Raw genomic sequence first — 12570 nt, 5'->3', positions numbered from 1 at the left:
ATCTCGACCTGGCTTATTACTGGCCCACAAAAGCGCGGATGAGGTGCTCGACAGGGCCGCCGTCGCGATGCTCGTGCGCATCGAAGGCGATCTGCTTTGCCTCGTATTCGGCATAGATGGCATTGATCCGGCGCTTTGCCTCGCGACGTGCATCGAAACAGTGCGGGTCATCACCGACTGTCAGCCCTCGAAGCGACTTTTCGGTGGCCCGCATCATCTGTCTGGCGATGCGGCCATGGGTCTCTTCATGGGCGCGGACGCCAGCGAAGAACCGCTTCCAGCGCTTCTGCAGCGCAGGCGACGTGGCTGAGACTAGTTTGGGATAGGTATAGAAGAGATTGAGCGTCCCGTTGGCCTGGCGCAGGCGGCAGACGCCGTTTTCCCGATGGGCGTCGAAGGTCCAATCATCGACGCTGTAGCCGGTCTGCGCGATGGCGTGGGTCATGAAGCCGTGCTTCGGCCCACTGCGATCCATGGCCTCGATCAGGGCCGCGCCGGTGGTTCCGGCAATGCTGTAAGTTCGTGTCTTGACCAGCACCTTAGTGCCGGCCAAGGCTGCAGGGGCGCACAATGCCCCGATCGCCACAACGCTCGTCAGAACTGCCAGGCGCATTTTTCCTTCCTCCCTGTCGCCGCAGAAAGGAAACACAGGCAGGCGGTTTATTCAACAATCCTACGGTTGCGCTGCTCCTCATCTTGTTTAGTCCGGAGCAAACCTTGTGACTTACATGTTCTGGTAGACCGGGCCCTCGCCGCCCTGTGGCGGCACCCAATTTATGTTCTGGTTCGGGTCCTTGATATCGCAAGTCTTGCAGTGCACGCAGTTCTGCGCGTTGATGACGAAGCGCACATCCTTGGCCGCAGGATCGGCGGCGGCATTGCCATCCTTGTCGACCCATTCGTAGACGCTGGCCGGGCAGTAACGCGTCGAGGGTCCCGCATAGACGTCATGCTCAGAGCGCTTCTGCAGGTCCATGTCGGCGACGAGCAGATGCACCGGCTCGTTCTCCTCGTGGTTGGTGTTGGACAGGAACACCGACGACAGCCGGTCGAAGGTCAGCACCCCGTCCGGCTTCGGGTAGGCGATCTTCTGGTGCGCGGCGGCCGGTTCCAGCGTGGCATAGTCGGCCCTGCCGTGCTTCATCGTGCCGAAGGGCGAGAAGCCGAACAGCGTGTTCAGCCACATGTCGAGGCCGCCAAGGCCGACGCCGACAATGGTGCCGAAGCGCGACCATAGCGGCTTGACGTTGCGCACTTTCTTCAGGTCCTTGCCGATATCGGTGGCGCGCCAGGTGGCCTCGTAGGAGGCCAGCTCGTCATTGGTGCGGCCGGCGGCTATCGCATCACAGACATGCTCGGCCGCCAGCATTCCGGAGAGCACGGCATTGTGCGAGCCCTTGATGCGCGGCACGTTGACGAAGCCGGCCGCGCAGCCGATCAGCGCACCGCCGGGGAAGGACAGTTTCGGCACCGACTGCCAGCCGCCTTCGGTGATGGCGCGGGCACCATAGCCCAGCCGCTTGGCACCCTCGAAGGTGCCGCGGATCGCCGGATGGGTCTTGAAGCGCTGGAACTCGTCAAAGGGCGACAGATAGGGGTTCTTGTAGTTCAGGTGAACGACGAAGCCGACTGCCACCTGGTTGTCCTCGAGATGGTAGAGGAAGGAGCCGCCGCCGGTCTTCAAATCGAGCGGCCAGCCGAAGGAATGCTGGACAAGGCCCGGCCGGTGGTTTTCCGGTTTGATCTGCCAGAGTTCCTTGAGGCCGATGCCGTATTTTCCAGGCTCACGACCGTCGGAAAGGTGGTGTTTGGCGATCAGTTGCTTGGCCAGCGAGCCGCGCGCGCCCTCGCCGATCAAGACATATTTGCCCATCAGCGCCATGCCCGGCGCAAAGCCCGGACCGTGCGTGCCGTCCTTCTCGACCCCCATGTCGCCGGTGACGACGCCGGTGACCGCACCGGCCCCGTTGTAGAGCAGGCCGACCGCAGCAAAGCCCGGATAGATCTCGACGCCCAGCGCCTCGGCCTTGGTCGCCAGCCAGCGGCAGACATTGCCGAGCGAGACGATGTAGTTGCCGTGATTGTTCATCAGCGGCGGCATCAGGATATTGGGCAGACGGAACGAACCGGCGGGGCCGAGAACCAGGAAATGGTCGTCGGTGACCGGTGTCCTGAAGGGATGACCCTCCTCTTCGCGCCAGCCGGGCAGCAGCCGGTCGATGCCGATCGGATCGACGACGGCGCCGGACAGGATGTGCGCGCCGACTTCGCCGCCCTTTTCCAGCACGACGACGGAAAGCTCGGGATTGACCTGCTTGAGACGGATCGCGGCGGCGAGGCCGGCCGGGCCGGCGCCGACGATGACCACGTCGAATTCCATGCTTTCGCGTTCGATATCGCTCATCGATCCCTCACTGGCTCGCTATTCCCGGCATCTTGCTGGCTCACGCGCTGCATAGCGCATCAAATAGCGACGGGAAACCGGCGCGGACGTGACAATACCGATTTCGTCAAAAAGTCGCGTCCTGCCGCACAGATTCGCGGTGACGAGCATCAATCTTCAATCCTATTCGGTTTGCACAGATATGTCGCACTGATGTTTTTAATTGTTCGACGGCTTGCTTATCGGCCATACTTCCCGCCATGCGCATATTCGGGCCGGCTGGCTTTTCATCGACGCGCTTTTTTTTCACGCCCGGCCGGTTTTGCCGTGCGGCGCTCTTGGCGCTTCTGCCACTGACGGCCCTCGATGCCCGTGCCGAGCAGCAACTGGTCTGGGCGACCGGCGCCTATTCCTTTTCCGACGAGCGCGGCGGTTTCCGCATCACCGGGGCTTCCGGCATCGGCACGAAGGAGGATCCGCTGGTCATCACCGAAGAGCTGAATTCAGCGACGCCGGTAACGCTGGCTATTCGCACGACAAGGCCGATCCAGCCGTTCGGCAAGGCGGGAGACTTCGCCAATGGTCTGATGTATATGCGCATCGACGTGCTCAACAATAGCGGCCAAGCCTGGGTCGAGTTCCAGTTCGAACTCCAGGAGATCCTCGACCAGCCGAGCGTGTTCGGCGACGGCCTGTCGTTCGACCAGCGCAACAAAACGCCCGAAAATATCTGGTCGAGCAGCTACGCCGATTTCGACCGCAATTTCGAACCGTATGACCGCCTGCTGTTCAAGAACGGCAAGATCGACCCGCTGAAGACCGCCAGCTTCTATTTCCTGATCACCGACTACACGCCGCGCTGGACGTTCTATCTGGTGCAGGATCCACGCATACCGTCGAGCTGAACTTGCAAATTCAAGCTCCGCGGCCGAATGTGAAACCATGACTGCCGCCCCCCACACTAGCCGAGCCGATCTCGCCGAGCTGCTGGCCTTCTACGCCAGCGCCGGCGTCGACGAGGCACTTGAAGAACAGCCGGTAAACAGGTTTGCAGAAGCCAGGCCGCCCGAGCGGGTGCCTGCGGCGGCCGCTCTGCCGGCCGGTGAAAATGCATCGCCTCATCGCTCGACGAGCGTGTCGCGCGCCGAAATGGGCGAGAGACCGAATACGGCACCGGCAGTGCGAACGTCCGCGGCCATGTCAACGGTGCCCGACGAGGCGCAGGCGGCATTGGCGCGGCAACTGGCGAGATCGGCGGCAAGCCTCGACGAGCTTCGCCAGCACATGGCGGCATTCAACGGCTGCAATCTTAAATTCACCGCCAAGAACCTGGTGTTCGCCGACGGCAATCCGACTGCCGCGGTGATGCTGGTCGGCGAAGCACCGGGCCGCGACGAGGACATAGAGGGCTTGCCGTTCGTCGGCCGCTCGGGCCGGCTGCTCGACCGCATGCTGGCCGCGATCGGTCTTGACCGGACATCTGCCTACATCGCCAACGTGATTCCCTGGCGGCCGCCGGGCAACCGCACGCCGACGCCGCACGAGACCGAGATCTGCCGGCCGTTCATCGAGCGGCAGATCGAACTGGTCAATCCGAAGGTGCTGGTCAATCTCGGCGGCCCGTCGGCAAAGACCCTGCTCAACACCTCCGAAGGCATATTGCGGCTGCGCGGCAACTGGCGCGTCCACATGACCCCGTCTGGCGTCGCCATTCCCGCCATGCCGACCCTGCATCCGGCCTATTTGTTGAGAACGCCGGCGCACAAGAAGCTGGCGTGGCGGGATTTCCTCGAAGTGATGGCGAAGTTGCGGGCACTTGGGTAACGGTGCAGAACGCGTCTTCCGTCCTCCCCTTGCGAGGAAGGAAGGCGGCATCATGACCTAGCAGGTAATTGAAATGCGCCCACTTCCGGCCTAGTCATCTCGTGATGACAGCAGCCCAGATTTCCGCCGGCAGTCTCATTCGCGAATGGCGTACACGCCGGCGCATGAGCCAGCTCGACCTTGCTATGGAGGCCGAGATCTCGCAGCGGCATCTGAGTTTCGTGGAAAGCGGCCGCGCCGCACCCTCGCGTGATATGGTGTTGCATCTGGCAGAGCAGCTCTCGATCCCGCTCAGGCAGCGCAACCAGCTGCTGCTGGCCGCCGGCTTTGCCCCGAGCTTCAGCGAACGACCACTTGACGATGCCTCGATGGCACCGGCGATGGCGGCGGTCGAGACCGTGCTCAAGGCGCACGAGCCGTTCCCGGCGCTTGCCGTGGACCGGCATTGGAACCTGGTGTCGGCGAACGTCGCCATCGGCCCGTTCCTCGCCAATGTCGCCGACGCCTCCCTGCTGAAGCCGCCGGTCAACGTGTTGCGCCTCAGCCTGCATCCCGGCGGCATCGCGCCGCGCATCGTCAACCTTGCGGAATGGCGGACGCATCTTCTGGAGCGGCTGAAGCGGCAGAACGACGCTGCCGCCGATCCGGTTCTGGTCGAGCTCGAGCGCGAGCTTCGGGCCTATCCGTCCGGCCTTAGAAGCAGCCGGCCGGCGCCGGTCGAACCGAACGCGATTGTCCATCCGCTCAAGCTTGCCCATGGCGACGCGGTGCTGTCGTTCATCAGCACCATCACCGTGTTCGGCACGCCGCTCGACGTGACGCTGTCGGAGCTGGCGATCGAATCTTTTTTCCCCGCCGACGAGCAGACGCGGGCGGTGCTGATGTGGCTGGCGAAAGAGCGGACCGATGCAGCGGGCTGATCACCCTTCCGGCGCGACGGCCTTGCGGGTGCGGGTGCGTTCGAGACCCAGCTGGCGCTCGCGCCAGATGATGAAAATCCCCGCCGCAACCACGATCATGCCGCCGACCAGCATGTTGATCGTGGCGACGTCGCCAAAGACCAGATAGCCGACGACGACGCCGAGGATCATCGAAGTGTATTCGAAAGGTGCTACGACGGAAGCCTCGGCATGGCGATAGGCCGAGGTCATCAGGATCTGGCCAAGCCCGCCGCAAAAACCCGCGGCAATCAGAAGCACCGCCTGTGCTGGCGTCAGCGCCTGCCAGCCGAATGGCAACGAAAGCAGCGCCATGACGCTCGCGGTTACCGAAAACCACAGCACGATGGTCGCCGTCCGCTCGCTCTGGACGAGGTTGCGAACCAGGAGCATGGCGATGGCCGAGATCGCCGCGGCTATGAGGGCGGCGATGACGCCAAGCACCTCCTGATCGCCAAGGGCAGCGCCCGAACTGAGCAGCGTCAGTTCCGGCCACGAGATGATCAGCACCCCGACCAGGCCGACGGCAACCGCACTCCAGCGATAGATGCGGATGGCTTCGCCGAGGAAGATCGAACTGAACACCACGACCAGCAGCGGCTGCGCGTAGTTCAGTGTGATCGCCTCCGGCAGCGGCAGCCGCGTCAGCGCGAAGAAGCCGAGCCCCATGGCACAGACACCGACGACGCCGCGCGCAATGTGGTTGAGCGGGCGCTTTGTCGAAAAGGCGGTTCCGAGTTTTCCCTGGAAGGCGAGGAAGGCGATGATCGGAAAAATGGCAAAGAAGGAGCGGAAGAAGACGATCTGGCCCGCCGGCACGGTGCCTGCCGCCTTGATGCAGGACGACATGCCGACGAAGACCGCCACCGATACGATCTTGAGCAAGATCCCGGTCAGCGTGCTGTGCTCGCCGGCAAGGTCGCCGGCTGCAAGCACTGGCAAATCCGGTCTGGCTGTCACGCCCCTTTTGCTTCCTCGATCGCCGCCCAGATGCACGCCGGCGTTGCCGGCATGTCGATATGCCTGATGCCGTAGGTGCGGTAGAGCGCGTCGGTCACCGCATTGAGCGCGGCAGGCGTCGACCCGATCGTACCCGCCTCCCGCGCGCCCTTGATGAAGGCCATATCCTCACGACGCAACACAGAGGCGCCCGTTCCGAATTTCGGCGTGACGACGGTCATGGAAGCCTCGCGATGATGCTTGGGAAATGATCGCGTGAAATAGACGTCGCTGCAGTTTTGTCGAGGGAACGTTTCGTGTAAAGAGCGCAGACTTCAAATTATTTGGACCAGCGGACCCGCCCGCCGCTCCCGGATCGACAGGAAAAATCAAGGAATGCGCACAGATACCGGCCAGGTCTTCAAGCTCGAAGACTATCGCCCCAGTGATTATCTCATTCCGGAAACCAGCCTGACTTTCCGCCTTTCGCCTGAAGCAACGCATGTGACCGCCGTGCTGACGGTCGAACGCCGCGACGGGATTGCGGCGTCGGTGCCACTGGTGCTGGATGGCGACGGGCTGACGCTCCGCAGCATCGCCATCGACGGCCAGGAACCGAGCCCTGCGGATTTTCTCGCCACGCCCGATCAACTGACAATCATCAGCCCCCCTGCGACAAGGTGCTTCCAGCTGAGAATTGAAACCGTGTTGGCGCCAGCGCAGAACGAAGCGCTAATGGGCCTCTATCGCTCGAGCGACGTCTATTGCACACAATGCGAGGCCGAAGGCTTTCGCCGCATCACTTATTTCCTCGACCGTCCCGACATCCTGTCGGTCTATTCGGTCCGCATCGAAGCTCAGCGCCGTGAGGCGCCGCTGCTTTTGTCCAACGGCAACCCGGCCGATGGCGGCGAGCTTGCCGGCGGCTGGCACTATGCGGTCTGGCACGACCCCTTCCCCAAGCCGTCCTATTTGTTTGCGCTGGTGGCGGGCGACCTCGGCAAGATCTCGGACAGTTTTGTCACCCTGTCTGGCCGCAGGGTCGAGCTCGGAATCTATGTCGAACCGGGCAAGGAGAGGCTCGCCGGCTACGCCATGGACGCTTTGAAACGGTCAATGAAATGGGACGAGGAGGCATTCGGCCGCGAATACGACCTCGATGTCTTCAACATCGTCGCCGTGTCCGACTTCAATATGGGCGCAATGGAGAACAAGGGCCTCAACATCTTCAACGACAAGTACGTTCTTGCCGACCAGGAAACTGCGACCGATGCCGATTTCGCCAATATCGAAGCCATCATCGCGCATGAGTATTTCCACAATTGGACAGGTAACAGAATCACTTGCCGCGACTGGTTCCAGCTTTGCCTGAAGGAAGGGCTGACGGTTTTCCGCGACCACGAATTCTCGGCCGATCAGCGCTCGCGCGCCGTCAAGCGCATCGCCGAGGTGCGTACGCTGCGCGCCCATCAGTTTCCCGAGGACCAAGGGCCGCTGGCGCATCCGGTCCGGCCTCGCCGCTACCGCGAGATCAACAATTTCTACACGGCGACGGTCTACGAAAAAGGCTCGGAAGTCGTGCGCATGATCCATACCATCCTCGGCGCCGAGACGTTCCGCGCCGGCATGGACCTCTACTTCGAACGTCACGACGGCCAGGCGGCGACGATCGAAGACTTCATCAAAGTGTTCGAAGACGTCTCAGGTCGCGACCTGTCGCAGTTTTCGCTGTGGTATCATCAGGCCGGTACGCCGAACCTGACCGTCAGTTCGGCGTATAATCCGGCGGCGCGGGAATTCACGCTCGAAATCGAGCAGTCGGTGCCGCCAACACCGTCGGAAAGCCGCAAGCGGCTGATGCACATTCCGCTTGCCTTCGGCCTGGTTGGCGCCGGTGGCGAGGCAATAGCCCACAGCGGCGCCGAAGGGGCGAACGTCGAGGACGGTGTCATCCATATCCGCAAACGCCGCCATGTCGTCAGGTTTTCCGGGATTGCCGAGCGTCCAGCCATGTCGCTCAACCGCGGCTTTTCGGCGCCGGTGACGCTTTCGGTCGAGCAGCGGCCCGACGACCAGTTTTTTCTGGCTGGCCACGACAGCGACGCCTTCTCGCGCTGGCAGTCGTTCAACACTCTTTTGACCGATGCGCTGATTGCAGCCTTCCGCCAGATCCTGGACCACAGGCAACCCGAGTTCAGCGCCCGGCTGACCGGGCTTGCCGGCAAGACAGCCGGCGACGAAGCGCTCGAACCCGCCTATCGGGCGCTGGCGCTGGCGCTGCCGGGCGAGGCCGATATCGCCCGCGACATCGGCAAGAACATCGACCCCGACGCCATTTTCGCGGCGCGCGAGGCGCTGGCGGTTGCGATCGCCGAGGCCAACCGCGAGATATTCTCCAACCTTTACGATCGGCTCGCCGACAATGGTCCGTTCAGCCCGGACGCGGCCAGTGCCGGGCGGCGTGCACTGCGCAATGTCCTGCTGGACTATCTCTCCTTGCTGCCGGGAGGTGCGGGACTCGCTGCCGGGCACTTCCAATCGGCGACCAACATGACGGATCGTGCCGCGGCGTTGACCGTTCTTGCGCACCGTCACCATGGCTCACCTGAAGCGACCAAGGCACTGGCCGATTTCGAGGCGAAATATGCAACCGATCCGCTGGTCATGGACAAATGGTTCCAGACCCAGGCCAGCGTGCCCGGCCCGCAAACCGTGGACGCGGTGCGCGCCTTGACCAGCCACCCGGCGTTCTCGATGGCCAACCCGAACCGGGTACGGGCACTCATCGGTACGTTTTCCAGCGCCAACCAGACCGGCTTCCATGGCGCCGACGGCCAAGGCTACCGGCTTTTCGTCGAAACGGTGCTGCAGGTCGAAAAACGCAACCCGCAGGTGGCCGCCAGGCTGGCGACGGCGCTCAGGTCGTGGCGCTCGCTCGAACCGGTGCGGCAGGCCAAGGCAAGGGAGGCGTTGCTTTCGATCGCCAATACCGAGAAGCTGTCGGCCGATTTGCGAGACATCGTCGAGCGCACCCTGGCGTAAGCGACCTCCCGTTCTCCCCTTGTGGGAAAAAGGGAAGACCACCCGAAAACCCCATTATTTTAGTCGATTTTTAATCTTTTTTCGCCGCGCCTCTGGACAAGGCGAATCACCTTTGATTCTTTAGTGACGATTCGGAAGTGCGGCGTTGCCGGATCGTCAAGCGGGACAGAAAATCGGGGAGTGCCATTTATGGCGAAGGCGGACGCGTGGGGCGCGCCCGGTGGGACGGCGTTTGAGCGTCGCGAGGCGCGAAGCGACGGTCTCGCGGGCAATACGCGGCTCATCGCCGAACCTGCCTACCGACGGCTGCTGGCAGCCGAGCCGCTGTTGCGGCGATCGATCCCGGCCCTCATCATCATGTTTCTGTTGATCATCGCAGTACTGCGCTTTCTGTCGCTGATGAACGAGCGCGACGAGATCGAGCGCGACGCCAAGGCGATCCTTGCGCTGGCCGCCGGCCAATTGGCCAGTTCGATCGCCGACGCGACCATGGTTTCCGCGCCCGGCGCGATCCAGGACCTGCTGGAGAGCACCGGTCGTCAGGGCGCGATGGGCCGAAGCCACGTACTGGCGATCACCGATAGCGCCTTCAAGATCACTGCCGTATCGCCGCAGTCGATGCACTGGGAGGGGCGATCGCTCGATGGCGTCGTGCAGGGCGGGCAGCCGCTGTTCATGTTCGGCGACCGCGCCGGGGTAATGGAGGTCAACATCGGCGGACAGGACTGGTACGCGGCAGTGAGCCTGGCGAATGGCCGAAGGGGTGCCGCGGCAGCGTTAGTGCCGCAGGAGGCAGTTTTTGACGCCTGGCGCAAGACGGTCTCACTCAACGTCACGCTGTTCGTGCTGACGGCCGGCGTGCTGATCATCATCCTCTACGCCTATTTCGGCCAGGCGGCGCGCGCCCAGGCCGCCGATCGCATCTATCTCGAAGCCCACCAGCGCATCGACATGGCGCTGGTGCGCGGCCGCTGCGGCCTGTGGGATTGGGACATGGTGCGCGGCAAGATGTACTGGTCGCGCTCGATGTACGACATGCTGGGCTACGAGCCTTGTGACACGATGCTGTCGTTCGGCGAAGTCGATGAAATCATTCATCCCGAGGACGGCGATTTGTTCGAACTCGCCAACAGGATCATCGCACGCGAGATCGACCATATCGACCAGGTGTTCCGGATGCGCCATGCCGACGGGCAATGGGTTTGGATGCGCGCAAGAGCACACGTTATCGACCCGGAAGCGCCGGAGATCCAGCTGATCGGCATCGCTGTCGACGTCACCGAGCAGCGGCATCTGGCGCTGCGCTCCGAAGCGGCGGACCTGCGCCTGAGGACGGCCATCGAAAACATCAACGAATCTTTCGTGCTGTGGGATTCGTCCGAGCGCCTGATCATGTGCAATTCCAAATACCAGCAGGACAACGGCCTGTTGGATCGCGACGTGATGCCGGGCGCTCCGCGAGCCGTTCTGGAGGAACGCATGCTGGCCTTCGCCTCGGAGCGGCGGCTTGCCAACACCAACGGACCGCAGGGAGGCGTGACCTTCGAGCGCCAGCTTGCCGACGGCCGCTGGCTGCAGGTGAACGAGTTGCGGACAAGGGACGGCGGTACCGTCTCCGTCGGCTCCGACATCACCCAGATCAAGCTGCACCAGGAGAAGCTGGTCGACAGCGAGCGCCGGCTGATGGCGACAATCCATGACCTCAGCCTTGCCCGCCGCGCGGAGGAAGAACGGGCTCGTGAGCTCGTCGAACTCAATCGCAAATACATGAAGGAAACCGAGCGCGCCGAAGCCGCGAACCGGGCCAAATCCGAATTCCTGGCCAACATGTCGCACGAGTTGCGCACCCCGCTCAACGCGATCATCGGCTTCTCGGAACTGATGGAACGGCGGCTGTTCGGGCCGCTGGGTTCGCCGCGCTACGAAGAGTATGCCACCGACATCAACGGCAGCGGCAAATATCTTCTCGGTGTGATCAATGACATCCTCGACATGTCGAAGATCGAGGCCGGCCAGTTCGCCCTGGATCAGGAAGAAATCGATCTCTGCCCGCTCATCAGGGAGACGGTTCGCGTCGTTTCTCTGCAGGCGGCGGAAAAGTCGATCACCGTCGAAACCCGCATCGCCGATTCGCTGACGCTGTTCGCCGACCGCAGGGCGATCAAGCAGATCCTGATCAACCTTCTGTCCAATGCGGTGAAGTTCACCGGGCAAGGCGGCCACATCTCGGTCAGAGCCCGCAGCATTTCCAGCGCGCTGATCCTGACGATCGAGGACAATGGCTGCGGTATCCCGAAGGCGGCGCTGAGCAAGCTCGGGCGGCCATTCGAACAGGTGCAAAACCAGTTCTCCAAGAGCCATGCCGGCTCCGGCCTCGGCCTCGCCATCTCGCGCTCGCTGGCCGAGCTTCAGGGTGGCGCGTTGAAGATCCGCTCGACCGAAAGCGTGGGCACGATCGTCTCGGTACGCATCCCGATCAAGAAAGCCGCGCAGGCGGTCAGGGCGGCTGCCTGAATGACTTCGTGACCAGGCCCAGCATGATCAGTCGAACATGCGCTTGCGCGCCGCCCTGCAACGCGAGAACTTTCCCTTGATAAGTCTATCTATTTTATCTATTTTAGATAACAGGAGGGCTTGTGATGCGAGTGACTTCAACGGAATTCCAGCAGAATGTCGGACGCTTTCAGGATGCCGCCCAGCGCACGCCGGTTGCAATCACAAAGAATGGGCGGACCCATACAGTACTCCTGTCAGCGGCTATGTTCGAGGTTTTGGTCAGAGGACGGGTCGCCCGCCCGGTCGAGGAATTGGACGACGAGACGCTGAACGCCATCGGCGAAAGCGCCGTCCCGACCCAATACGCCGGACTTGATGCAATGCTCAAAGACTGGACACCGTGAGCCTCCCAAAACCTGTCTCCGGTCTGGTGATTTCCTATTCCTATCTCTGGCCGAGAGAAAACAAAAAAGGCGCGGAGGAAGGCCGCAAGAGCCGGCCCTGCGCCATTGTCGCCGCCCGTCGCATCGTGGAGGGGCGTGAAGTTGTAACGGTGGTTCCGATTACCCACTCAGCTCCGGCTGATCATGCGGATGCAATAGAAATACCTGCGCCACTCAAAACCCACCTCGGTCTCGACGATATGCCGTCGTGGATCATCGTGACCGAGATCAATGAATTCCTTTGGCCGGGTCCCGATTTGAGGCCCATTCCAGGGACGAAGCCGTCCCGCTTTGATCACGGCATGCTGCCGCCGCGCTTCTATGCCCATCTGCGCGACCGGATTTTGCAGGTCCACACAAGCCGCGCCCTGCACCGGACTCGCCGAACAGAGTAGCTGAATGCGGTGGAAACACCGTCCGTTCGCAGTTGGGCCGATCTGGTGATTCAGGCGTCGACGCGCACATAAGTCTCCGGCGGCTCGCACCGCCGGAGCGTTATCAATTC

General features: G+C 62.5%; 11 protein-coding genes. 7 read left to right on the top strand and 4 right to left on the bottom strand.

Features of this window, described 5'->3' with window-relative positions; genetic code table 11:
- Nucleotides 1-16: 16 nt before the first annotated feature.
- Nucleotides 17-613, bottom strand: coding sequence for a DUF922 domain-containing protein (locus NKI59_RS21300; protein WP_352706599.1), 597 nt, complete (start codon nucleotides 611-613; stop codon nucleotides 17-19).
- A 111-nt stretch (nucleotides 614-724) separates the two neighbouring features.
- Nucleotides 725-2404, bottom strand: a complete 1680-nt coding sequence (locus tag NKI59_RS21295) for an electron transfer flavoprotein-ubiquinone oxidoreductase (protein WP_352706597.1) — start codon at nucleotides 2402-2404, stop codon at nucleotides 725-727.
- A gap of 239 nt (nucleotides 2405-2643) precedes the next feature.
- Here NKI59_RS21295 and NKI59_RS21290 point away from each other — a divergent pair, with 239 nt between their 5' ends.
- The 3 genes from NKI59_RS21290 (at nucleotide 2644) to NKI59_RS21280 (ending at nucleotide 5127) form a co-directional block, all read left to right on the top strand.
- Nucleotides 2644-3288 (top strand): hypothetical protein, encoded by a 645-nt coding sequence (locus tag NKI59_RS21290; RefSeq protein ID WP_023677808.1) that lies wholly within the window; start codon nucleotides 2644-2646, stop codon nucleotides 3286-3288.
- Between the two features lie 37 nt (nucleotides 3289-3325).
- On the top strand, nucleotides 3326-4207 hold the full coding sequence (locus NKI59_RS21285) for a uracil-DNA glycosylase (protein WP_352706593.1): 882 nt from the start codon (nucleotides 3326-3328) through the stop codon (nucleotides 4205-4207).
- 104 nt (nucleotides 4208-4311) lie between these two features.
- Nucleotides 4312-5127: a helix-turn-helix domain-containing protein gene (locus NKI59_RS21280; protein ID WP_352706590.1), complete on the top strand. Its 816-nt coding sequence runs from the start codon at nucleotides 4312-4314 to the stop codon at nucleotides 5125-5127.
- Here the strand turns inward: NKI59_RS21280 and NKI59_RS21275 are convergent, their stop codons facing one another.
- Nucleotides 5128-6105 carry a DMT family transporter gene (locus tag NKI59_RS21275; RefSeq protein ID WP_502897459.1) on the bottom strand — a complete coding sequence of 326 codons (978 nt, stop codon included), beginning with the start codon at nucleotides 6103-6105 and terminating at the stop codon, nucleotides 5128-5130. It lies immediately after the preceding gene.
- Nucleotides 6102-6326 (bottom strand): hypothetical protein, encoded by a 225-nt coding sequence (locus NKI59_RS21270; protein ID WP_352706696.1) that lies wholly within the window; start codon nucleotides 6324-6326, stop codon nucleotides 6102-6104. Before NKI59_RS21270 ends, NKI59_RS21275 begins: the two co-directional genes overlap by 4 nt.
- 154 nt (nucleotides 6327-6480) lie before the next feature.
- On the opposite strand from NKI59_RS21270, the gene pepN reads away from it, so the two are divergent.
- From pepN to NKI59_RS21250, 4 genes are all read left to right on the top strand, one after another.
- A complete protein-coding gene (gene pepN / locus NKI59_RS21265) occupies nucleotides 6481-9126 on the top strand; it encodes an aminopeptidase N (protein ID WP_352706588.1) in 2646 nt (881 codons plus the stop codon).
- Nucleotides 9127-9315: 189 nt separating this feature from the next.
- Nucleotides 9316-11640, top strand: coding sequence for a PAS domain-containing sensor histidine kinase (locus NKI59_RS21260; protein WP_352706586.1), 2325 nt, complete (start codon nucleotides 9316-9318; stop codon nucleotides 11638-11640).
- Between the two features lie 125 nt (nucleotides 11641-11765).
- Complete coding sequence (locus NKI59_RS21255) at nucleotides 11766-12026, top strand: type II toxin-antitoxin system prevent-host-death family antitoxin (RefSeq protein ID WP_352454340.1); 261 nt, start codon at nucleotides 11766-11768, stop codon at nucleotides 12024-12026.
- A complete protein-coding gene (locus NKI59_RS21250) occupies nucleotides 12023-12460 on the top strand; it encodes a type II toxin-antitoxin system PemK/MazF family toxin (RefSeq protein WP_352706582.1) in 438 nt (145 codons plus the stop codon). Before NKI59_RS21255 ends, NKI59_RS21250 begins: the two co-directional genes overlap by 4 nt.
- Nucleotides 12461-12570 lie beyond the last annotated feature (110 nt).

It is taken from the genome of Mesorhizobium sp. M0598, assembly GCF_040320865.1.
Classification (GTDB): Bacteria; Pseudomonadota; Alphaproteobacteria; order Rhizobiales; family Rhizobiaceae; genus Mesorhizobium.
Note: the sequence above shows the minus strand (reverse complement) of the source record. Positions and strands in the feature narration are given on the sequence as shown.